This is a genomic window from Caballeronia sp. LjRoot29, assembly GCF_964252755.1.
GTDB lineage: Bacteria > Pseudomonadota > Gammaproteobacteria > Burkholderiales > Burkholderiaceae > Caballeronia.
The window spans coordinates 89,109-110,164 of record NZ_CAXUPU020000022.1 but is presented as its reverse complement, the minus strand read 5'-3'; the positions used below and the strand labels follow the sequence as shown (position 1 = coordinate 110,164).

Here is a 21,056-nt window from a genome sequence, read left to right as displayed (position 1 = left end):
CAGGGTTCGCGCTGACTGAGTGACTGAGTGACTTGATGGCGTAGGGACATCGGACTGATTGCCCGATGAAAGCGCCGGTGTCAGTCATTCTGGAAGGATCGGGTTAACACCCACGCGCGGGAAAAATGAAACTAGTTTTAGTTTCGGCAAGAGGGGAGGGAACGACAAAACTCGAGCACGGTCACGAGGCGTCAACTACCTCGTGACCGTGTTCGATGTTGAAGAAATTAGTCCAGCAAGTAGCCGGATCCGCGAATAGTGCGAATCGTTGGGCGGCCACTGGAGTCATCCACTTTCTTTCTCAGACGCCCCACGTGGACATCGATCAGGTTGGTGCCGGGATCGAAACGGCAGCCCCATACGCCTTCGAAGATCATGGTGCGTGTCAGCACTTGCCCAACGTGACGCATCATGAATTCGAGTACGCGAAACTCGGTCGGCTGCAGGTCGAGCACGCGACCGTGAAGCGTGGCGCGGCGACGCACGAGATTAAGTTCGAGACCATGCACGCGCAAGACTGTTTCGTCGGATGCGGGTCCGGCCTTGCGTCGAAGCAAGGCTTCCACGCGGGCGCGCATTTCATCGTGAGAGAACGGCTTGGTCAGATAGTCGTCACCACCGGCACGTAGTCCGCGCACGCGGTCATCCACGTGACTCATTGAACTGACGATCAACACAGGCGTGTCTATGCCGACACCTCGCATGGTCGTCACAATCGTGAGGCCATCCAGGTCCGGCAACATGCGATCAAGCGTGACGATGTCGTAACCACCGCCAATGGCCTTGGCGATACCGTCGCGGCCGGTGCGGGCAACCTGGACCGTATAGCCCGGCGCGGACAGCGCGCGCAAGACTTCCTGCGCCATCAGTTCGTCGTCTTCTATGGCAAGGACTTTCGGCATTACAACGCGTTCCAGAATGGGGGAGGCACGGAATCCACGGAGTGGACGCTAAGCGGCGGCACGCAGCCCCACCGTGTTATCGGGCGCACGATACTGACTCACCGAGAAGTCGATGAAATGCCGGACCTTCGCCGCGAGATAGTTGCGCCCCGTATAGAGAATGGACACTTGGCGCACACCACCTGCAATCTGAAACTGGCCGAGGATGGGGAGCAAGAGACCCTTCCCCAGATCGTCCTTCACGAGCGGTACTGGCAGTAATGCGATGCCCATGTCCGCCAGTGCCGCGGAGCGAACTGTTGCGCTGCTGGTTGCATGCAGCGCGTTACCCGTCGCCACGCGATACACGCCGTTCTGATCCGAGAATTCCCAATTGCGTGCGGAGCCGTCCGAGATCGACAGCAGATGATGATGCGCAAGCGCCGCAGGATTCACGGGCGTGCCGTGTTGAGAGAGGTAGCCGGGTGAGGCGACTGCGACCTCCTTGAACGCTGTCAAATGACGGCACACCAGTGACGAGTTGGGCAGGTTGCGATCCGCGGAAAAGCCAACATCGAAACCGCCTTCTATCAACTCTATCGGCGAGTCATAAGTCGTCACGTCGAAGCCAATGCGCGGATACGCTGCGCGATACGCCGCGAGCAAATTGCTCAAGCCACATGCGGCGTACGTGGTCGACGCCGCTACGCGTAGCGTTCCGCTGAGATCACGGGTTGAGCGTACGAGTCCTTCTTCAATCGTATCGAGTTGCTGAATGATCGTGCGGCAACCCTCCACATAGGCCTGTCCTGCTTCGGTCAGCGAAAGCCGGCGCGTGGAGCGGTTGAGGAGGCGCATGTTGAGGTGCGCTTCCAGCATGCTGATGCTGCGAGTGACGGCGGCCGCGGACATGCCGAGTTGCTTGGCGGCCAGGCTGAAGCTGGCGAGATCGACCACGCGGGTGAACACGCGCATTGCTTGTAGCTGATTCATGACGGGCAGCCTGTATCGATTTGACTGCACGCATGATCTGCTTGGCGACGTAACAAGGACACGCCCGCTTTATTAAGTCTTTTTTATCTTTGTCGGCTGTTCTTAATGTAACCACGGGACATCATCAATCAACGGCGTGGCGCATTCGATACACGCCAACCCATCGATGATGGAAATGCCACAGAACAAGAGTGTCGCGCGAACCTAGCGCACGTCTGCGTTCGCGCGCATTGCCAAAGCCTTGTCCACTGCGTGCTTGCGAAAACTGAAAATCAGTCATTCAGTTCGACCACGCTGGCTGGCGCCACTCGCTCCGTAGACTTCGGTGCTCCGAGGTCAGGGCCGCACTCAAGGTTGCATGTCCTCTCGCTCGCAGCGTGGTTCGCTCCGCTTAGGCGCCCGGCTTGTTGCAATGCCCAGGTCACGCAGCGCTGCAAACGGCCTCCTGGCCCGGAACCCGTTATCTATGTGGAGTTCAAGATGAAGAAAGTTCTGTTGGCTGCAACTGTTTCCGGCCTTTTCGCCGTAGCCGCTCATGCACAAAGCAGCGTCACGCTGTACGGCGTGATTGATGCCGGCCTGGTGTATGCGAACAATTCGCACACGCCGGGAGCGGCCTCGTCGGGTCAATCGTGGGGTGTGGGTAGCGGCAACGTCAGCAACACGCTGTGGGGCTTGAAAGGCAGCGAGGATCTGGGTGGCGGCATGCACGCCATCTTCAAGTTGGAAGATGGTTTTAATGTGAACAACGGTGCGTTCACGCAGTCGAATGAAATCTTCGGCCGTCAGGCGTATGTGGGTTTGCAATCCAATCAGTACGGGTCGGTGACGCTTGGCAAGCAATACGATTCCACGGTTGATTACCTGGCGCCGCTGTCGGAAGCCGGCCAGGGCCTGGGCAACAACCTTGCCGCGCATCCATTCGATAACGACAATCTCGACAACAGCTTCAGCATCAGCAACGCGGTGAAATTTTCGAGCGTTGATTACGCCGGTTTCAAGTTCGGCGGCTTGTACGGCTTTTCGAACAAGGCGGGCGCGTTCTCGGACAATCGCGCGTATAGCGCAGGCGCGTCTTACTCCAATGGCCCGTTGAGCATTGCTGCGTCGTATTTGCAGATCAACAATCCTGGCCAGGGCGATAACGCGAACGGCGCGGTGTCCGGCGCGAACAACACATCAACGTTTGTCGCTGCGCGGCAACGTACGTTCGGCGGCGGTGTCAACTACGCATTCGGTCCGGCCACGGTTGGCTTCGTATACACCCATACGAAGCTTGACGGGCTCGATGCAATCAACATGAACGACGGTTATACGGCGTTGTCGGGCAACAGCCTGCGTCTGGACAACTATGAAGTGAACATGCGCTACGCGTTGACACCGGCCATGAGTCTCGAAGGCGCTTACACGTTCACGAACGGCTCGTTCAACACGGCGGCCGGCGATGCCAAGCCGAAGTATCACCAGTTCTCGCTGCTTGCTGACTATGACCTGAGCAAACGCACGGACGTGTATGCGGAAGGTGTGTTTCAGCACGCATCGGGTGGCGATGGCACGGTGCTGGGCGACGCGGCGATCAACGGCCTGAGCCCGTCTTCGACGAACAAGCAAGTAGCAGTGACGGTTGGTATGCGTCACCGGTTCTAAGTTTCAAGGTTTGAGTTGGGCATGGGCGACGCCGCGTGGTTTCATGCGGCGTCGATTGTCTTTCATGGATGGATATGCGACGTGGATAGAAAAGCCTCAAGGCCAGCCGACAATAAAATCGGCCAGCCTTGAGGTTTTTCTATTGTGTGCGCACAGCAAACCTCCCGCCGGCACGCATGGTCAACTCGGTATCTGGCTCACCTCAAACCTCTGTGGCACAGGCTTGACGATAGCGTCCTGCAGCCGCTCGAGACTGGATTGAGGAATCGCGAACCCAGCCCAACCCAAGCCCGTATGACGCAATAGCAAAACGACCCCATCGAACAGCGGGTTCTTGTCGAGATACCAGCACGGATCAATTTCTATCACATAGTTATGCGTGCGCGACGGTTCTTGCGGCAAGGCCGGCAGCAGCCCCGAACGAATGTGGCCGAGCCGTTCGATCAGCAAGTCGATGTCCTGGACATCGAGGATTGCCGCGTTCGAGCCGATATCGAAGCGTATGGCCTGACGCCCGGAATCCTGGACCGCCTCGACTTGTAATGTTTGATACATCGCGAAACTCCCAATGTGTAATCGGTCCATTCATTATGGAATTCCGGGAGTCGTGAAGTCTGAAACAATGCTATCGAAGCATGAAATTTTATTTATGTTGGATCGTAGCGTGGATGTTCCGGGGGCAGCGGTCTGTTGATATATAGAGTAATGCGAACTAATTGGAAATCCAGAAGCTGAGCGAACTTCGAAACAATATGTTGCTGCTTAACGCCGCAAGGTGAGCGCCCAGTACACGGGCGCTCACCAGCGGCGTTACATCGGCGGGCAAAGTGACTTCGTTCCCCCATCCATCAACGCGCGGCACGGCAAAGCGAGGCGTGCCGCCTTGACCAGGAGTACCATCTAGGCCTCTCTTATGGTCAGCTCGGCTTTGATCGCGCTCGCCGGGTCTGCACGGTCCGTCGTCAACCCGAGCGCCTGACGTTCGAACAGCCGCCGATACAAACCGTTGTGAAGCTGGATCAGCTTTTCATGGCTGCCTTCCTCCGCAATCCTGCCCTTGTCGAGCACCAGCAGCCGGTCCAGCGCACGTACGGTTGAAAGCCGGTGAGCAACCACGAGCGTCGTGCGGCCGACCATCAACCGCTCCATGGCCTGCTGGATCAGCACCTCGCTTTCACTGTCGAGGCTCGACGTTGCTTCGTCGAGGATCAGGACGGGCGCATCGGCGAGGAACGCGCGAGCGATGGCCACTCGCTGGCGTTCACCACCCGACAGCTTGATGCCGCGCTCACCCACGAGCGTTTCATAACCCTGCGGCAGCGCCGCGATGAAATCGTGGGCGCTGGCCTGCCTTGCAGCCCGCTCGATTTCCGCGCGAGTTGCACCCGGCCGGGCGTACGCAATGTTCTCCGAAAGTGACCGATGAAACAGCACCGGCTCTTGCTGAACGATCGCTATCTGACCACGCAAGGACGCCTGAGTGACATCGGCAATGTTCTGCCCGTCGATCATGACCCTGCCACCCGAGACGTCATACAGCCGCTGGATCAGCTTGATCAGCGTCGTCTTGCCTGACCCGGAGTGCCCGATCAACCCGACGCGCTCTCCCGGCGCAATCCGCACCGAGAAGTCGCGATAAAGCGGCTTCGTGTGGCCGTCGTAACTGAAGGTCACATGCTCGAAGCGGATCTCGCCTTCACGAATAGCGATAGGGCCGGCGTCCGGTTTGTCTTCCACGCCCAGGGGCTGACCTTCAAGCGACACCAGCTCTTCCATGTCGTTGACCGAGCGCTGCAGATTACGCACGTGCATGCCGACTTCGCGCAGATAACCCTGCAACATGAAGAACATGGTCAGCGTGAACGTAATGTCGCCTACGCTGGCCTTATCGGCTTCCCACAGCAACAGCGCAGCACCCAGGATTGCCGCCTGCATGACCACCAGCATGCCGCCTTGCACACCGCCGTTGATCGTGCCGCGCGCCCACGTGCGCCGCGTCCGGTGGCGCCACTTGCCGATCACACGCGCAAGCCGCGCTTCCTCACGCGTTTCCGCACCGAAGGCCTTGACCACGGTGTTGCAGCTAACTGCGTCGGCCAGCGCGCCGCCCATGCGGGTATCCCATGCATTACCGAGGCGCGCAGCGGGCGCCACAAAGCCGAGCGACAGCGCCACTGTCACCCCAATGTAGAGCAGCGACCCGACGCCGACCACAACACCCATGACGGCCCAGTGCATGCCGAGCAGCACGGTCGCGCCGACCAGCATAACGAGTGACGGGAGCAGGGCGATGAGCAATGTGTCATTGAGCAGGTCGAGCGCCCACATGCCGCGCGTGATCTTCCGCACGGTCGAACCGGCGAAGCTGTTGCCGTGCCAGTCAGCGGAAAACCGTTGCACGCGATGAAACGCGTTGGCGGCAATTTCGCTCATCATCTTGAGTGTCAACACGATGATGTTCATGAACACGAGCTGACGCAGCAGCGTGCCGGCCAGCCCGAGACAAGCCAGGATGCCGAACGCCGTTGTAGCTGCGTGCCATGCCAGCTCCTTGCCGACGGCGCCGGCGGCGAGTGCATCCACGAGCCGGCCTGCGAAGAGCGGCGTAAGGACGTCGGCGAGTGCCGACATCAAGGCGAGCACGACAATGGCGACGATGCGCCAAGGCTGTTTGCCCCAGTGAACCACAATGAAACCGAGAACGTCTTTGAACGCCCGTCCGCCGAAGTCGAGTTTTTTTGTGTAAGCCATTTGCTACAGCCCGAGGCGCCAAGCGCGACGAAGCTTTTCCGGTCGAGAGACATGAGAGCGACAGTCAAAGCGCGCCTGCACGAGCGGGCGAACCGATAACGGACTGTCTGGAAGTTGCGCGGGCTGCTGTGCCTGCGCTGATGGCGACCTAAACTGGCCGGCGCATCGAGCAAGGGACGGCGCGTTTGAATGTGAGCATCTTTTCGCCTCCCTTTGAGAAATGAAACTTGAGTGGTGTGGGACCTGAAGCAGAACCTGAAGTGGTGCCGGGCGGCTATCCACGTCTGAATATTATCAGGCGCTTATGGCGCTTGCCAACCCTTTTCGGCCACGCACATGTTGTCGGGCCGATACAGCGCGAGCGAGCGCACTACAGCCGCCGCACGATCGGGCCCGATGCAGAATGTCCCTGCGCTGCAGGGACATTCACGCAAACACAGGACGCGTGCCGAGCCTTCAGGCTCAGGCGAATCCGCCGAAAACATCGTTTAATTGCTTGCCCGATGCAGCGCCCGCGAGGCCATCGAATGACCCCGCTTTCATTTGTTCGGCGGCCGTCAGCACGGCCTGCCACGCAACCCGCGCCAACCCTCCGCCAACACTGATTCGACGCACGCCAAGGTCAGTCAGTTCGGCGACGCTCAGGCCGGGCCGCATCATGAGTACGTTAAGCGGCTTGGGCGCCACGGCACGCACCATGACTGCTATATCGTCCTTGTCGACCACCCCCGGCGCGTATAAACAGTCGGCACCTTCGGCCGCAAAGGCCACGAGTTTGTCGATGGACTGACTGAGCGCACCCGGATCACTGAGCAGGATTTCGGTGCGTGCGACCAGGATGACATCGTCGCCGGACCGGTCGATCGCCGCACGGGCCGCGCGTACGCGCTCGACCGCAAGCGCGGTCTCGTAGAGTCCGAACGGGGCCTCCACGTCGCGGTCTTCAATCGACAAGCCAGCCACGCCCGTCTGGATCGCGAGGCTCACATTGGCCGCGAGGCTGGCCGGGTCGGAAGCGAAACCGGACTCGAAATCCGCGTTGACCGGCAGGTCCACGGCCTCGCAGAGGGCACTCAGATGTTGCAGGACGTCGGAACAATTCATCGCGTAGTCGGACCGGCCTGTCGACCACGCGAAGCCTGAACTGGTCGATGCCAGCGCGGCAAAACCGAGGTGCTGCAGCATCCGCGCGCTGCCGGCATCCCACGGGTTGGGCAACACGAAACAACCTTGCTGGTGAAGCGCGCGAAAGGCAGCGCGTTTTTCGGCGACAGTACGGGTCATCGGAACCTCATCGTGTGTGGGCGGATAAATTGGGGTTGAAAGAGCACGCGTCCGCTCAAGTCTTGAGTGCTGGAAACGTCGTGGGTCAGCGCTCGCGCATAGGCGATACGGACGCGACTACGAAAGCAAAACGTTGATACGCAAGCTCATACGGGTCTTTTCCATGTTCGTCATGCGCACCCAAGATCTCAAGCGGACCGCGCGTTAAATTCCCATTCCCGCAGCTTCCATCCCGGCAATGTCTGGCTGGGTCAGCACCGCTTCGCCGGCTACCGCGCGAGCAATCAGTGCATCGGGCGGCGCGACGGGAATTCCCTGCGCCTGGTACCAGGCATCGTCGTAATAGGTGTTGCTATAACGTTCACCGCTGTCGCACAGCAGGCTGACGATGGAACCCTGTTTGCCCGCCTGCTTCATGCGTTCGGCCAGATACAGCACACCGACGAAATTGGTCCCGGTCGAGCCGCCAACGCGACGCCCGAAGCGCCCGGCCAGATAGCGCATTGCAGCAAAGGACAACGCGTCGGGCACCTTGAGCATGGCATCGATACATGTCGGAATGAAGGAGCGCTCAACGCGCGGACGGCCGATCCCTTCGATCTTCGATCCGACATCGAGTGTCAGGCTGCTGTCGGGCGTGCCCGCCAACGTGCTTTTGAAGTAATCGAAAAATACCGAATTTTCGGGGTCGACGCAAAGAATGCGCGTGAGATGCCGCCGGTACGCGACGTAGCGGCCCAGCGTGGCCGTCGTGCCGCCGGTGCCGCCGCTGGACACGAGCCACGCTGGCACCGGGTATTCCTCGTCGTCCATCTGCTTGAAGATCGACTCGGCGATATTGTTATTGGCCCGCCAGTCGGTCGCACGTTCGGCGTACGTGAACTGGTCCATGAAATGACCGCCGGTTTCCGCCGCGAGCCGATGCGATTCCGCATAAATGTCGGCGGGATTCGCCACCAGATGGCAGCGCCCGCCGTAGAACTCGATCGCCTCGATTTTCATCCGGGAAGTGCCCGCAGGAATCACCGCGACAAACGGCAAGCCGAGCAACCGTGCGAAATACGCTTCGGAAATCGCGGTTGAACCGCTCGACGCTTCAACAATCGTGCTGTGCTCGCGCAGCCAGCCATTGCAAAGCGCATAAAGAAACAGGGAGCGCGCCAGACGATGTTTCAGGCTGCCGGTCGGATGACTGGATTCGTCCTTGAAATAGAAACGGATGTCCGGATAACCAGGCAGGTCGAGCGGAATCAGGTGGGTATCGGCGGAGCGGTTGAAGTCTGCTTCAATCTTGCGAATTGCTTCACGGGTCCAGTCGGAACGCGGCATGGAAATTCCCACCCAGTGGCGGCTAACAGCGGAGCGCCGCGCGACTCCGGCTCAAGCGCGTGGGCTATTGGATCGTGCTCGGGGCATGCGTTGCGTGTAACGCCCGGTTTGCCCCGGCTCGATATGAAGCCATCGTACACGAGAGCGGCAGCCCGGTTTTCACAATCGCGACTGACTGGTTTTTCGTGTGCTCTTGGTCGGCCGAGAGAGGCGGCAGCATGTCGATTGAGCGGAAACGCTGGACAGAAGACCTATTTGAGTCGCCCGTCGTTAACGGTGATCGTGAGACATTTCAGCAATGTGAAGCCTACTCGTTCGTCGATAAAGTGTTCGGGAGCGGCAGTCTCGTCCCACGCATTGACAGTGCGCTCAGCAGCAGCACCGCGCCCATCAGCATCGCCAGATATACCGCAACCATCGGCCAGTACAAGTCTGTCATTTCCTTCTCCTCGTCGTTGCACAGGACGTTTTTGCCTTGTTATTCACAATTACGGCACGCCGGCAAAAATCTTGACAAGACCGCTTGGGGGCGTTGCGTTGGTCGTGCGTTCACCATCGGCACGATGATTCGTATGAGGATCAGTGTGCGTGGATGGCTGGCTTGCAACGAACTTTCATTCGGAGACCGAGTTCGAAACGGCAATGCGTGTTCAGCAATTTCTCCAGGAACACACGATCGCCACACTGGCGAACTGATTCGTGAAGAAATACTCCGAAACGAGTAGGATGACGAAGTGTTATTGCCATCAGCTCACTCTTGCCGGATTAGAAAAATTGGTCTGTTTAGATCTTCAAGTTTCGATATCGAATTTGGTGCTACCGTGCGATCGTAAAAAACCTCGCGTCAACCGGCTAGCGCAAAGAGTACGATGATCGAGGGACGGGGCCGATCGAAACAGCCTCGCAAGGCGCGTCTCGTTTCTTCGAATAACGCCCTGATATCAAACGCAAAATTGCTGCAACTCCACATTCCACCAATTGGAATTGTGAAATCGCAATATTTCCATTGAGTGGATGGTCCACAATTCGCATACTGTCCTGCGAAGGGGCGCTCGAATCTCCCGGGCGTCGACCGCAGATCCAGGTTTGGAAACGAAACCCTGTAGCGACCACGTCATTCGCGTCAGTCATTGTTCATCGCACAGCCGGGCAGTATCGATACAAGTCCCGATACAAGTCCGATCGAGCCTTGGCGCAGTTTCAGATGTCGTCAAGTCCAGAACGCCTTTTATCAAGCTTGTTGCCTGTCGTTCAGTTGTTGTGACGCGGGGCAGCAGAATCGCACGGACAGCGCCCCCTGTATCAAAGCACGCACCTCGAATCAACGAACTATCTCAAGGACCACACCATGTACAAGACCTATGGCTATGCCGCGCATTCCGCCAAAGAGCCGTTTGCTCCCTTCGCCTTCGATCGCCGGGATACCGGTCCGCACGATGTCCGCATCGAGATCCTGTATTGCGGCGTGTGTCATTCGGACCTGCACACCGCGCGCGGCGAATGGGCGGGTACGGTGTACCCGAACGTGCCGGGACACGAAATTGTCGGCCGGGTGACCGAGGTTGGCTCTGAAGTCACGAAGTTCAAGGTCGGTGCGCTGGCGGGTGTCGGCTGCATGGTCGATTCGTGCCGGACATGCCCGTCGTGCCAGGAAGGCCTCGAGCAATATTGCGAAGGCAGCGGTTTTGTCGGCACCTACAATGCGCCCGACAAGCACACGGGTGGCGTGACCTACGGCGGTTATTCGAAGTCGATCGTCGTGGACGAAGCCTTCACGCTGCGTGTCCCCGAGAACCTTGAACTCGCCGCCGTGGCGCCGTTGTTGTGCGCGGGGATCACCACCTACTCGCCGCTGCGTCACTGGAATGTCCAGGCTGGGCAGAAGGTTGGTATCGTCGGCCTGGGCGGGCTCGGTCATATGGGCGTGAAGCTCGCGGCTGCATTCGGCGCGCACGTGGTGTTGTTCACCACATCGGCTAGCAAGATCGAGGACGCGAAGCGTCTGGGCGCGCATGAGGTCGTGATCTCGAAGGATCCTGAGCAGATGGCTAAACACGTCAACTCGTTCGATTTCATCCTCAACACCGTTGCTGCCTCGCATGACCTAGATCAGTTCACCGCACTGCTGAAGCGTGATGGAACGATGACGCTGGTCGGCGTGCCGGAGCATGCGCATCCGTCGCCGTCTGTCGGCAACCTGATTTTCAAGCGTCGTCAGCTGGCTGGTTCGCTGATTGGCGGCATTGCAGAAACACAGGAAATGCTCGATTTTTGCGGCAAGCACGGCATCACTTCTGACATCGAGATGATCCGCATGGACGAAATCGACAAGGCCTATGAGCGCATGGTTAAAAGCGATGTGAAATACCGCTTTGTGATCGACATGGCGTCGTTGAAAGAAGAGGCTTGAGCACGGTCTAGCTGAGTTAAAACTGAAACCAGCGGTTCTCAAACCGCCGGTTTTGGCGCTAGTCCTCATTTCTTGTCCTCAGAAATGAGGACGCGCAGTGCACGTTAATCAGTTAAGTTGTCGTCAAGAGCCGGGGGCTTCACGTCTACACCGAACTCCGATGGTCAAGCGAACGTGCCATAGAATGCCCGCGCGTTTCGCCATACGAAACTGAGAGACTAAGACCCGCCTTGTGCGGGTCTTTTTTTGGCTCGTCGCTTAGTTAAGTCCCCGTCTGCGGGTCTTAATGCCCGCCGTCGGCCTTGCGATTCTCGCTAGTCGACGCACCGCTGTAGTCATACGGAGGCGACATGTTGTCCAGCGGATTGTTCGGCACCACGCTGCCGCCCAAGCTGCGGATCACCGCGCACACCGCATTTATCCCCGTTTGCAGCGCGCCTTCCACCCATCCGCCGGTAAACGAGCAACTGTCTCCAGCGAGATAGATGAACGGGTCCGTCGCGGGTTGCAAGCAGTCCTGGAACTGGAAGAACAACTGCTGGCTCTGGGCATCGCCACCGGCAAAATTCAGCTTGAACGCGCCGTAATACCCTTGCTCCAGATCCCAGTCCACGGTCTTTACAAAGGTCTCATAGTCGTTATTGATCGGCACGACATGCTGCGCAAACGCGGCATTGGTCTGTGCCAGATCAGCCACAAGACGCTGCACGCGCTGCTGATTGTTTCCGAGCGCAAGCTGCTTGATCGCGTCGTCTTCCCACGCATAACTGAGCAGCACGACGCCCGGCGCATTGGGGTCGGCCGGCGCGTAATCGAGGCAATACACGCCCCGTACCAGCGTATCGGTCTGGATATTCGCGGGCAGGTTTTCATCGAGCCAGAATTTTCGCTGCGTCATCACAAACACTTTCGACGAGCTGGTCAGGTGCACATCATTCACCGCTGAGCACTGCTGCGCCGAGAGCGCCGACGCGGGCGCGGTCAATGCCATGTCGATCTGCATCGCGCGCGTGCTGGCCGTCACGATCACGCGGTCAGCGAACTGGACCGAGCCGTCCGCCAGCGTGAGCATCACGCCCTCGCTATTACGGGTCACGCGTGACACCGGCGTGTTCACGACACGCTGCGCAATCGAGTGACCTCCGAACGCTTGCGCGCCAAATGCGTCTGCCAGCGATTCAATGCCAGCCGGAATGAACAACTGATCGGTTTCGAGTTCATCGACCATCAGGCGGACGATTTCCAAAAAGGCGACCGGGTACATCGGCCCGAGTCCGCCCGATCCAACGCCAAGCGCGCCAAAGAGCTCGTAGTCGTCCGGATTGCGCCATGGCTTGCCGCCGGGAGGATTCGCGCCGCTAAAAAGGGTTTGCAGCGCGCTATAGAAGCTCTGGTTACCGAACATGTCGATATATGCCTGCCACGCGTTTCGTGCCGCCCCTAACTGGCCGTTGCGCAACAGTTCGGTGATGGCGACTGGCGCGAGCAAGGCCGGTCCGGAGGAGGGCGTGAAGCCGTCGCTGATGAACGCGCTCCAGCCGGCATGGACGGTCGCGAACATATCGGGCGGATTGCCTTGGGCCGGCCACGTGTAGGTCTGTCCTTGATAGCCGAGATTGGTCAGCACTTCGCCAGGATCGGGGAAATTCGAGTTTGCCTGGATGCCGAATCGATCGAGGTAATGGAACAGGCTGTATTCGCTGGGAGGGAAACGCATGGCGCCGAGTTCGGCCAGGAATGCCGGCGCCTGGTTCGTAAAGGGAATACTGTAAGCGCGCCCGCCAGTGCGCCCGGACGCTTCATACAACACGACGTTCGATGCACCGGCGCGCAGAAGTTCATACGCCGACACGAGGCCGCTGATACCCGCGCCAATAATCGCGATCGTCGGATTGCCGGCCCCCGGCAGTTTGCCCAGCGAATCTGGCGCCGCTGCCAGCAAAGCGCCATAGTCGAACAGGGTATCGATATAACCGAAAGTGGGTTGAGCGGCTGGAGTAGTTTCGCCGGCTGCAATAATCGGCTTGCGGCGGCGTAGATTCGGAATGATGGCCATGCGTTTCCCCGTTTAATAGACGTTGATAGACGTTTAGTCGATATTTAATAGACGTTTGGTGGAAGTACTTTCGCGTTGATATAAGCCGGAATCCCATGCCGGCGGCCTGATCTGGTTCTCTGCCGCCTCGTCATGCCTTCAAACAATTGGCCCGTCAGTTGAAATGACGGCGAACTATTTAACGGCACGGATAGAAGAGACTTGAATCGGAAATATCGTGCGTGTAGTCTGCGGGGCTAGATCAAAAAAAATATGGAGGCTTGCGCGTGGAGAAAACGTCTGCGAGCCATTGAACCGGGACCTACCAGCATGTCCGTGATATGTATTTGACGAGCCGAGAAACCGGCCTGGTTTCCGATATCTTCGCCGTGCTTGCCGATTCGCTTCCTGAGCAGTTAATGCGGCAGGAAGTGGGTGTTCGCATGCTCAGCTTGCTGCGCGCGGATCATCTCGGGTCATATGTCTGGGACGAGACGAAGAAGGAATTCGTCAACCGGGTCTCGTTCAACATGTCGGAAGACAATCTGTCCGAGTACGAGAAGTACTACCAGTATCGCGATACTGTGACCCCCCGGCTGCAGAATTTCCGGGCTGCCGTTCGTGTGACGAATGTGATTCCGCAAGGCGAATTAATGCGGACTGAGCTGTTCAACGACTTTCTGCGTCGTGACGGTTTGCACTGGGGCATGAATGTGTATGCGTGGACCGGCGATGAGAATATTGGCGACTTGCGTATCTGGCGCGGTAAACATCGGGAAGATTTCTCCGATCACGACCTTGCCATGGCTGAATTCATTCGCCCCGCTTTTACCGCTGCACTTGCGCGAGCACGCACCGCAGCCGGCATGACAGAGGCGTCTGGACCGCAAGCCAGGCTGATTTCAGAGGACGTGCTGAAGAACCTGACGGCGCGCGAGCGCGATGTAGTCGGCCTCGTGGTGGAAGGGTTGCTCGACAAGGAAATTGCATTCCGTCTGGGCATTTCTTATACGACGGTCCGTACGCATATTGACCGCTCTTTCCATAAGCTCGGTGTTGGAAGCCGCTCCAAACTGATTCGCGCCGTTCAGACAAACCGGCAGCAGTAGGGCGCGCGGGTGACAGGGTTTTTTATCAATGTCCTGTATTTTGAAATAATCTTCGCTTAGCGCTGCGCCAAGCCACGCGCTGCCTGAATGGGAGTGCGAAGACCGTTGAATGAAGGTTGAATGACGGTCAAATAAGCGCTTCAACAGAATCCCGTTCGTTTGCAATATTCCCCTTAGCCCAATAACGGACTCTTATTGCACTGGCCCGGTGCGCTTGTCCGTTCTCGTTTATCGTTTTTTCCTCAACACAATCAATAGACGTTATTGCCTGGCGTAAATCCTCAGAATTGAGGATTCGCCAGCGGCGAAGTCACGGTAATGTCGGCTACTTTGCTACTGGAGCGCGAGCCGTGAGCTTTGACCAGACCTTCCAAGCAGCCCCCCGACATCCATTATTGGTCGAGCAAGAGATCGCGCATCTGGAGCGGCTCGTTCCGCGCTGGAACGACGATGGCGGTATTTCGGTACTCGGCCAGGCGTATTGGCGCAAGCGTGTCGTTGATCTGGCGCGTGGTTCGGAGTTGACGCCAACCCAGCACGCGACCGTGCAGCGAATACTCGAATGCGTAAACACGGCAATTTGATCGTGACGCAGAGAATTGGGCAATGAGCTGTGCCGTAAGTTGAGTTGAACGCTTGAAGGATTGAAAGGGCCGTCGCACGCAAGCGTCAATTGCCGGGCTTTGGTTTTATGCCTTGGCTTGGTGATTCGCAGGCGTTGCGCATAGATACATCGATAACTAAAAAAATTCCTGATTGTTACTCCAGCTTCCATCGCATCAACCTAATGAGAGAGGGATGAATATGGAAATGCAATACCGAGGATCAACCATCCGACCCATGGTCGCCCCCGTCAAAGGCGCCTTCGATTCATTCGTGATCATCCGGGACGAGCATGGAAATCAACGCTCGCATGGCACGCTGGGCCGCTTCGCTTCGCATAATGCCGCGACGAACTTTGCGGTCGTCTGGGCAATAGCGAATGTGGATGGAGATGCAACACCGCGAGCGCCGTTCGAGATTACCTGACGACGTGGGCTGGTGTAATCCGAGTGTCGATACCGGCCCGGCTCTACGAACCCGCAGCCAAGCGACGCGTGCGGCCGCGTAAGTAAAGGTTGTTGAGAATCAGCGCCGCGCCCGTCATGCAAGCGCCCGCAATCTGCAGGTGAGTCGGGATTAATCCGCTCATCGCCGACACCACGAATGTTGTCACGGGCAGTACATCCATGAACAACACGCCATTGAGCGGGGTAAGAATCCTGTTGCCCATGTTCCAGAACAGGATGGCGATAAAACCCGCGACGGGTCCCATATAAAGCAGGTGCGGGACAATGTCGATCAGCATTGCCGTGGTCGGCACCGGCACGACGTGAAGCACGTATAACAGCCCGTTCAGCCCGATAATCGTAGTCAGGCCCAGCAGCGTGGTCATGGTCGTGTATTTGAGCGCGGACCATCTTTTGAAGGCCGACGCACTGAACGTATAGATCACCCAGCACAGCGCACCCACAACGATCAACGCGTTCGCCGAGTAGTGCTGAGGCTCGCTCAGGAGCACCGCAATGTCGCCTTTTGTCACGACCAGCGCCACCCCGGCAAACGACATCAGGATAAACAGGAACGAATACAGCGGCGGCAGGATCTTGCGCGCGATCGAATTCACGATCAAGCCCATCATCGGCTGGGTTGCCATCATGATCGATGCAGTGAGTGCGCCGTCGCTTCCGGCGAATTGCTGTCCGAGAAAAACAAAAGAACCGAATCCACAAAAGCCGATTGAACCCAGCAACCACGCGAGCGCAATAGGTTCGCCCTTGAACCGGAATGCGCTCGGGCCTTCTTTTACGCGCAACAGAACGAGAAACGCGCTGCCGGCGATCATGTAACGCAGCGACGTGAACGTGAATGGATCGACGTAGCGAAGTGCGCTTGTCATGACGGGAAACATGATGCCCATCAGGACTGTCGCGCACACGCAGAGCAACACACCTGTCATGTATCCGGGGCGCACAGCAACAACGGATTCGCTTTGCACGGCGGCCGGGCTAACCGCGATAGCCGCCTGATGCTCGATTAGTTTATTCATGACCTATCGTTCAAAAATTAGGGAAAAATTTTTAGAGCAGCGCGCGCAAGGTCATATCGACAATGCCGGCCAGCTTCTTTTCACTTGTTTCGACCTTGCCCAGCACCCGCATGCCTTGCACGATGCACAACAGATAAGTACCGGCAGCGTTTTCGTCGAGATCGGCGTTGAAGTCTCCCGATTGCTGGCCGCGCACCACGGCGGCGGTGAGTTGAGCACCAATGCGCTGGAGCGTGGTTTCGATATAAGGCCGCAATACGTCGTCTGCCGGAAGCAGTTCAAGTGCTGCATTGGTGATGAAACAGCCATGGCGTCCGGCCAGGTCGGCGCTGAGCCGGGTGTAATGAAGCAGCGCTTCGCGCAGGCATTCACGCGGCGGCAGATCGGCGGCCAGCCGCTCTTTGAGGCGGGCAACCGCACCGTCGGCATAACGTTCGAACGCAGCGATCAACAAGCCGTGCTTGTCGCCGAATGCGCCGTACAAGCTGCCTCGCAGCAGGCCCGTTGCATCGCATAAGGTGCCCACCGAGGTCGCGTGATAACCGCCTTCCCAGAACACGCGGCCAGCAGATTCGACGACTTCGTCGAGGTCGAACTCACGCGGGCGTCCACGTTCTTGCGAGCGATCGGCAGGTTGCGGCAGAGAGGAATTTTTTGTCATGCGTGGATATTATGACCTATCGTTCAATAAATCAAGGCAGCGTTTTTGTGGCTCAGGCTCGGACTCTCATCGCTGCAGGACTGCACAGACCGACCCGGCGAATTGCACGGTGACGGTCTGCTCGTTTCTCGTCTGCCGCTGGACGAGGCCGATTTCACGCGTGAAGGTCTCGTCGCCCAGCGACAACGCGCGCACGGTTTTGGGCATATGCAGCGCGGACGATTGCGGGATCAGCGCAACGCCCACCCCATGCGCCACGAGCCCGACGATTCCCTGCAGTTCATCCAACTCGACCACGTCCTGCACCGTGACGCGAATTCTTCTGAGAAAGCGGTCGACGAGACGGCCTCCAAACGAGCTTCGGTCGTATCGAATGAAAGGCTCGGACTTGAGCAGCGCGCGCCACGGCTGATCCGCCAGTTCGCGCGGGACCAGCAGGACGAAACTTTCAGTGAGCAGGGTGCGCCAGTGCAGTTCGGACGGCAACGCGAAAGGCGGTTTGATGATTACCGCGACGTCGATCTCGCCGGAGTCCACCTGCGCAAGCAAGTTGAGCGACACGCCGGGAATCATGCGGATTCGCCAGCCGGGAGACGTCTGCCGGAACAGGTCGATGGCGCTAACCAGAAACGACGCCTGCGCCGAAGCAATGGCCCCGACCCGCAGCAAACCGGACTGTTCCGCCGTGCCGCCGCGCGCCGCCAGGCGGGCGTAGACCGACAACAATTCCTCGGCGGACTCGACCGTCTGCTTGCCCGCGGCATTGAGCGTGGCCGAGCGCCCGGTCCGGTCGAACAACGGAAAACCCAGGTCTTCCTCCAGCCGCTGGATCTGTGCGCTGACAGCCGATTGCGTCAGCCCGATATGCGCTCCGGCGCTCGCGAACGTCCCGAAACGCACTACCGCCAGGAAGGTTTTTAGCTCTCGCATCATGATTTTATCGACCGCTTGAGTGGTGCTTTCGCAGGTTTTGATTAATCAATTTTATTGATGCTGAGCTAAAAAAACTATCGCTATTCAACTATTCTGGTTGATCCTAAACTGTGTTTCCCTGGCGCGACGTCCGGGACAAACCCTGTGCGCGTAGTCAACCACATTCCGTTCAACCGATATCCGAGCCTCCCATGAGCGACACCCCTGCTGCGATTTCCCCTTTTCATCTCGCCTTTCCGGTCCATGACATTGCGGCCGCTCGCGGGTTTTATGGCGACCTGCTCGGCTGCCCGGAAGGCCGTAGCTCCGCCGACTGGGTGGACTTTAATTTCTACGGGCATCAGATCGTCGCCCATCTTGCGCCGGACGAAATTGGTCATCGGAAGACGAGCAAGGTAGACGGCGATGCAGTCCCGGTCCGGCACTTCGGCGTAGTGCTGCCGATGGATCAGTGGCAAGCGACATCGGACAAACTCACGGCGGCAGGCGTGGAATTCATCATCGAGCCGCATGTGCGCTTCAAGGGCGAAGTCGGGGAGCAGGCGACCATGTTCTTCCTGGACCCGTCGGGCAACGCGCTCGAAATCAAGGCGTTTGCGAACATGGCTTCGCTGTTTGCGAAGTGATAGCGGCGGCCATGTCGGCACTTAGCGGACCCATGCACTGAAATGCAGGGTCGCACACAATGTACTGTGCGAAACGCCGCGCAGATTACTGAGGCTCGCAGACCACGTTGAACCTGACGAGTGTCGTCGATCCGAACGTGTTGCTCAAGGCGACATCTGCGGCATCACGGCCTCGGGCCATCAACACGCGTCCGGTGCGCGGCGCGTTGTTACGCGGATCGAATGTCTGCCACGTGTTGCCCAGGTACACCTCGATCCACGCGCAAAAATCCATGGGTGCGTAGGGCGGCGGCAGACCGATATCGCTGATATACCCCGTGCAGTAGCGGGCCGGAATATTCATCGCGCGGCATAACGCGACCGCCAGATGCGCAAAGTCCCGGCACACGCCTACTCCTTCCCGATACGCTTCGAACGCCGTCTTGGTCGGACGCGCGCAGTTGTAATCGAAGCGTATGTGCCGATGAACATAGTCGCAAATAGCCTGCACCCGCGCACGTCCAAGCGGGGTGTGGCCGAACATCTGCCAGGCGGCATCGGAGAGCAGATCGGTCTCGCAGTAGCGGCTGCCGAGAAGGAACTGCATGCACTCGTCGGGCAGTTCTTCAACGGCATGCTGATAACCGTTCGGCTCAACCAACTCCGGATACGGCGGCACATCGATCAATCCCTCGGTCGACAGCGTGAGCCACCCTGGCGGCGCCACCAGCCGGCTGCACAGATTGCCAAATGAGTCGTGATACTGCGAGTAGGGCACTGGCGGGTTGACCCTCAGGATGTCCGGCACAAGGATGCTCTGCGCGCGCGACGCGTGCATGTTCAGCATGAGCAGCATCGGTGTCGGCTGCACGCATTCGTAGACCAGTTCGTAACCAACGCGGAGCTTCATCGGACTGACCTTTTTTAGATTGGAGCGCTTGGGTTGAGGCGTGAACGGCCGGAGTCAAAACCATAAAGTTAAAATACATCGAACTCCTGATCAAACCATGATTAACCGGCTGCGGCCGCCGGCTGGTCCTGCGGGTCTTGCTTGATTTCCTGCTGCACCTCAGGCTTTGCCTGTTGCTGAGCGCCTGCATTCGCAATCACCTTATGGACGAAACGCAGCTTGGCGACGACCTTCGGCGAGAGCGTGAACGGGTACGCATCGGCGAGGCCGAGACTTCGGTTCAAGCTGTTCAATGCATACATCAATGGAAACCATTGCTCCATCAGCGTATTGAAGCTGGTGTTCTCGACCGGCTCGATTTCAGTGAGCGACGGTTCGTTGTCGGACTTCGGATCGAGCTTGAATCCACAGGCCGCGGCGGTGTCCACTGTATCGACGATATGCAGGTAATGAGCCCACGTCTCAGCCCAGTCTTCCCACGGATGCGTGGTGGCGTAGGCGCTCACATAGGACTGGTCCCAGTCGGCGGGCGGTCCATTGTCGTAATGCGCTTGCAGTGATTGGGCGTAGTCGGCCCGTTCGTCGCCGAACATCTCGCGGAACGGCTCTTCCCACTGCGTATTCGCCACGAGCCGATCAAAATAGTAGTGGCCTATCTCATGCCGGAAATGCCCGAGCAGGGTCCGGTACGGCTCGTGCATATCGGCGCGCATGCGTTCACGCAACGCGTCGTCGGCTTCGGCTATGTTCATCGTAATGAGGCCGTTGTCGTGACCGGTCAGAACCTTCGCCCCCATGTTGCCGTCTTCGAGAAATTCGAACTGCAAACCGGTTTCGGGATTGGTCCGCCGTGAGTCGGTGTTCAGCCCGAGTGCCGAGAGCGCAAACAGCAAGCGCCGCTTGGCCGTCTCCAGTTTGTACCAGTAGACCCGGTTGTTTGGCTGCGTGAGATTGGGGATGGTCTGCGTCAGGCTGCACGCCGGGCACAGCACGTCCGGCGAGTCGGCCGGGATCATCCAGTTGCAGACATTCTCCAGCGCGTAGTTATTGCACTGCCGAAACAACGCGCCATTAGCCGATGGATTCAGCGCACGCCATAGCGGAATACCAGTCGTATCGCCGGCCGGCTCGAACGCGCAAACTTCGGACAATTCAGGCACGAAGCCCAGCAACGCCGCGCAGGATTCGCATCTCACGTTCTCGAAAAAAACGTGATGCTGGCAACGGCCGCAATGGAAAGTTTTCATATTGAAGAGATAGGCTGAAACACAGGGCGTGGTGGCTGGATGGACCGTATCAAGCAAGCCACGTGCCGCCGCAGGAACGGTCCGGCCCAGACGGAAAGGGCGTTTTGCGCGCTAGTTTGGTGCATCGACGGACACTTGAAATGGCTTAAAACGCAGTAATGCGTGCATGGAA

19 protein-coding genes are annotated in these 21,056 nt (G+C 58.4%); 6 read left to right on the top strand and 13 right to left on the bottom strand.

Features of this window, described 5'->3' with window-relative positions; genetic code table 11:
- Positions 1 to 227: 227 nt before the first annotated feature.
- Entirely contained in the window at positions 228 to 902 is a 675-nt protein-coding gene (locus ACSQ83_RS22725) for a response regulator transcription factor (protein ID WP_414952458.1), read from the bottom strand.
- A gap of 48 nt (positions 903 to 950) precedes the next feature.
- Positions 951 to 1,874 (bottom strand): LysR family transcriptional regulator, encoded by a 924-nt coding sequence (locus ACSQ83_RS22720; RefSeq protein WP_414952459.1) that lies wholly within the window; start codon positions 1,872 to 1,874, stop codon positions 951 to 953.
- A gap of 480 nt (positions 1,875 to 2,354) precedes the next feature.
- Here ACSQ83_RS22720 and ACSQ83_RS22715 point away from each other — a divergent pair, with 480 nt between their 5' ends.
- On the top strand, positions 2,355 to 3,521 hold the full coding sequence (locus ACSQ83_RS22715) for a porin (protein ID WP_436229692.1): 1,167 nt from the start codon (positions 2,355 to 2,357) through the stop codon (positions 3,519 to 3,521).
- A gap of 180 nt (positions 3,522 to 3,701) precedes the next feature.
- On the opposite strand, the gene ACSQ83_RS22710 is transcribed toward ACSQ83_RS22715, so the two are convergent.
- The 5 genes from ACSQ83_RS22710 to ACSQ83_RS22690 all read right to left on the bottom strand — a co-directional run bounded on the left by ACSQ83_RS22710 (position 3,702) and on the right by ACSQ83_RS22690 (position 9,324).
- Entirely contained in the window at positions 3,702 to 4,076 is a 375-nt protein-coding gene (locus tag ACSQ83_RS22710; protein ID WP_414952461.1) for a hypothetical protein, read from the bottom strand.
- A 345-nt stretch (positions 4,077 to 4,421) separates the two neighbouring features.
- Positions 4,422 to 6,272: an ABC transporter ATP-binding protein gene (locus ACSQ83_RS22705; protein ID WP_436229691.1), complete on the bottom strand. Its 1,851-nt coding sequence runs from the start codon at positions 6,270 to 6,272 to the stop codon at positions 4,422 to 4,424.
- A gap of 462 nt (positions 6,273 to 6,734) precedes the next feature.
- On the bottom strand, positions 6,735 to 7,556 hold the full coding sequence (locus ACSQ83_RS22700) for an isocitrate lyase/PEP mutase family protein (RefSeq protein ID WP_414952463.1): 822 nt from the start codon (positions 7,554 to 7,556) through the stop codon (positions 6,735 to 6,737).
- A gap of 204 nt (positions 7,557 to 7,760) precedes the next feature.
- Positions 7,761 to 8,885, bottom strand: coding sequence for a PLP-dependent cysteine synthase family protein (locus ACSQ83_RS22695; RefSeq protein ID WP_436229690.1), 1,125 nt, complete (start codon positions 8,883 to 8,885; stop codon positions 7,761 to 7,763).
- A 307-nt stretch (positions 8,886 to 9,192) separates the two neighbouring features.
- Complete coding sequence (locus ACSQ83_RS22690) at positions 9,193 to 9,324, bottom strand: hypothetical protein (RefSeq protein ID WP_436229689.1); 132 nt, start codon at positions 9,322 to 9,324, stop codon at positions 9,193 to 9,195.
- 909 nt (positions 9,325 to 10,233) lie between these two features.
- On the opposite strand from ACSQ83_RS22690, the gene ACSQ83_RS22685 reads away from it, so the two are divergent.
- On the top strand, positions 10,234 to 11,295 hold the full coding sequence (locus ACSQ83_RS22685) for an NAD(P)-dependent alcohol dehydrogenase (protein ID WP_414952466.1): 1,062 nt from the start codon (positions 10,234 to 10,236) through the stop codon (positions 11,293 to 11,295).
- A 283-nt stretch (positions 11,296 to 11,578) separates the two neighbouring features.
- On the opposite strand, the gene ACSQ83_RS22680 is transcribed toward ACSQ83_RS22685, so the two are convergent.
- Positions 11,579 to 13,351 carry an FAD-dependent oxidoreductase gene (locus ACSQ83_RS22680; protein ID WP_436229688.1) on the bottom strand — a complete coding sequence of 591 codons (1,773 nt, stop codon included), beginning with the start codon at positions 13,349 to 13,351 and terminating at the stop codon, positions 11,579 to 11,581.
- Positions 13,352 to 13,671: 320 nt separating this feature from the next.
- Here ACSQ83_RS22680 and ACSQ83_RS22675 point away from each other — a divergent pair, with 320 nt between their 5' ends.
- The 3 genes from ACSQ83_RS22675 (at position 13,672) to ACSQ83_RS22665 (ending at position 15,468) form a co-directional block, all read left to right on the top strand.
- Positions 13,672 to 14,439: a response regulator transcription factor gene (locus ACSQ83_RS22675; protein WP_436229687.1), complete on the top strand. Its 768-nt coding sequence runs from the start codon at positions 13,672 to 13,674 to the stop codon at positions 14,437 to 14,439.
- Between the two features lie 350 nt (positions 14,440 to 14,789).
- Positions 14,790 to 15,023 (top strand): hypothetical protein, encoded by a 234-nt coding sequence (locus ACSQ83_RS22670; RefSeq protein WP_436229686.1) that lies wholly within the window; start codon positions 14,790 to 14,792, stop codon positions 15,021 to 15,023.
- 214 nt (positions 15,024 to 15,237) lie between these two features.
- The gene (locus tag ACSQ83_RS22665) at positions 15,238 to 15,468 is read left to right on the top strand and encodes a hypothetical protein (protein WP_414952470.1); all 231 of its coding nucleotides are present in this window, start codon (positions 15,238 to 15,240) and stop codon (positions 15,466 to 15,468) included.
- A 43-nt stretch (positions 15,469 to 15,511) separates the two neighbouring features.
- Here ACSQ83_RS22665 and ACSQ83_RS22660 read toward each other — a convergent pair whose 3' ends face one another.
- The 3 genes from ACSQ83_RS22660 to ACSQ83_RS22650 all read right to left on the bottom strand — a co-directional run bounded on the left by ACSQ83_RS22660 (position 15,512) and on the right by ACSQ83_RS22650 (position 18,122).
- Positions 15,512 to 16,528 carry a DMT family transporter gene (locus ACSQ83_RS22660; RefSeq protein ID WP_436229685.1) on the bottom strand — a complete coding sequence of 339 codons (1,017 nt, stop codon included), beginning with the start codon at positions 16,526 to 16,528 and terminating at the stop codon, positions 15,512 to 15,514.
- 31 nt (positions 16,529 to 16,559) lie between these two features.
- Positions 16,560 to 17,189 carry a TetR/AcrR family transcriptional regulator gene (locus ACSQ83_RS22655; RefSeq protein ID WP_436229684.1) on the bottom strand — a complete coding sequence of 210 codons (630 nt, stop codon included), beginning with the start codon at positions 17,187 to 17,189 and terminating at the stop codon, positions 16,560 to 16,562.
- Positions 17,190 to 17,255: 66 nt separating this feature from the next.
- The gene (locus tag ACSQ83_RS22650; protein WP_436229683.1) at positions 17,256 to 18,122 is read right to left on the bottom strand and encodes a LysR family transcriptional regulator; all 867 of its coding nucleotides are present in this window, start codon (positions 18,120 to 18,122) and stop codon (positions 17,256 to 17,258) included.
- Positions 18,123 to 18,313: 191 nt separating this feature from the next.
- On the opposite strand from ACSQ83_RS22650, the gene ACSQ83_RS22645 reads away from it, so the two are divergent.
- Positions 18,314 to 18,748, top strand: a complete 435-nt coding sequence (locus ACSQ83_RS22645) for a VOC family protein (RefSeq protein ID WP_414952474.1) — start codon at positions 18,314 to 18,316, stop codon at positions 18,746 to 18,748.
- Positions 18,749 to 18,833: 85 nt separating this feature from the next.
- Here ACSQ83_RS22645 and ACSQ83_RS22640 read toward each other — a convergent pair whose 3' ends face one another.
- Together ACSQ83_RS22640 and ACSQ83_RS22635 are read right to left on the bottom strand one after the other, a co-directional pair.
- Positions 18,834 to 19,637 (bottom strand): transglutaminase-like domain-containing protein, encoded by an 804-nt coding sequence (locus ACSQ83_RS22640; protein WP_414952475.1) that lies wholly within the window; start codon positions 19,635 to 19,637, stop codon positions 18,834 to 18,836.
- 101 nt (positions 19,638 to 19,738) lie between these two features.
- Positions 19,739 to 20,884, bottom strand: a complete 1,146-nt coding sequence (locus tag ACSQ83_RS22635; RefSeq protein ID WP_436229682.1) for a zinc-binding metallopeptidase family protein — start codon at positions 20,882 to 20,884, stop codon at positions 19,739 to 19,741.
- Positions 20,885 to 21,056: the final 172 nt, after the last annotated feature.

What these genes read in the sequence shown, in the direction of transcription:
- ACSQ83_RS22705 (WP_436229691.1), bottom strand. Translation starts at nt 6,272, where the DNA reads ATGGCTTACACAAAAAAACTCGACTTCGGCGGACGGGCGTTCAAAGAC.
- ACSQ83_RS22710 (WP_414952461.1), bottom strand. Translation starts at nt 4,076, where the DNA reads ATGTATCAAACATTACAAGTCGAGGCGGTCCAGGATTCCGGGCGTCAG.
- ACSQ83_RS22725 (WP_414952458.1), bottom strand. Translation starts at nt 902, where the DNA reads ATGCCGAAAGTCCTTGCCATAGAAGACGACGAACTGATGGCGCAGGAA.
- ACSQ83_RS22720 (WP_414952459.1), bottom strand. Translation starts at nt 1,874, where the DNA reads ATGAATCAGCTACAAGCAATGCGCGTGTTCACCCGCGTGGTCGATCTC.
- ACSQ83_RS22645 (WP_414952474.1), top strand. Translation starts at nt 18,314, where the DNA reads ATGAGCGACACCCCTGCTGCGATTTCCCCTTTTCATCTCGCCTTTCCG.
- ACSQ83_RS22650 (WP_436229683.1), bottom strand. Translation starts at nt 18,122, where the DNA reads ATGATGCGAGAGCTAAAAACCTTCCTGGCGGTAGTGCGTTTCGGGACG.
- ACSQ83_RS22675 (WP_436229687.1), top strand. Translation starts at nt 13,672, where the DNA reads ATGTATTTGACGAGCCGAGAAACCGGCCTGGTTTCCGATATCTTCGCC.
- ACSQ83_RS22690 (WP_436229689.1), bottom strand. Translation starts at nt 9,324, where the DNA reads ATGACAGACTTGTACTGGCCGATGGTTGCGGTATATCTGGCGATGCTG.
- ACSQ83_RS22680 (WP_436229688.1), bottom strand. Translation starts at nt 13,351, where the DNA reads ATGGCCATCATTCCGAATCTACGCCGCCGCAAGCCGATTATTGCAGCC.
- ACSQ83_RS22640 (WP_414952475.1), bottom strand. Translation starts at nt 19,637, where the DNA reads ATGAAGCTCCGCGTTGGTTACGAACTGGTCTACGAATGCGTGCAGCCG.
- ACSQ83_RS22665 (WP_414952470.1), top strand. Translation starts at nt 15,238, where the DNA reads ATGAATATGGAAATGCAATACCGAGGATCAACCATCCGACCCATGGTC.
- ACSQ83_RS22660 (WP_436229685.1), bottom strand. Translation starts at nt 16,528, where the DNA reads ATGAATAAACTAATCGAGCATCAGGCGGCTATCGCGGTTAGCCCGGCC.
- ACSQ83_RS22715 (WP_436229692.1), top strand. Translation starts at nt 2,355, where the DNA reads ATGAAGAAAGTTCTGTTGGCTGCAACTGTTTCCGGCCTTTTCGCCGTA.
- ACSQ83_RS22685 (WP_414952466.1), top strand. Translation starts at nt 10,234, where the DNA reads ATGTACAAGACCTATGGCTATGCCGCGCATTCCGCCAAAGAGCCGTTT.
- ACSQ83_RS22700 (WP_414952463.1), bottom strand. Translation starts at nt 7,556, where the DNA reads ATGACCCGTACTGTCGCCGAAAAACGCGCTGCCTTTCGCGCGCTTCAC.
- ACSQ83_RS22695 (WP_436229690.1), bottom strand. Translation starts at nt 8,885, where the DNA reads ATGCCGCGTTCCGACTGGACCCGTGAAGCAATTCGCAAGATTGAAGCA.
- ACSQ83_RS22635 (WP_436229682.1), bottom strand. Translation starts at nt 20,884, where the DNA reads ATGAAAACTTTCCATTGCGGCCGTTGCCAGCATCACGTTTTTTTCGAG.
- ACSQ83_RS22655 (WP_436229684.1), bottom strand. Translation starts at nt 17,189, where the DNA reads ATGACAAAAAATTCCTCTCTGCCGCAACCTGCCGATCGCTCGCAAGAA.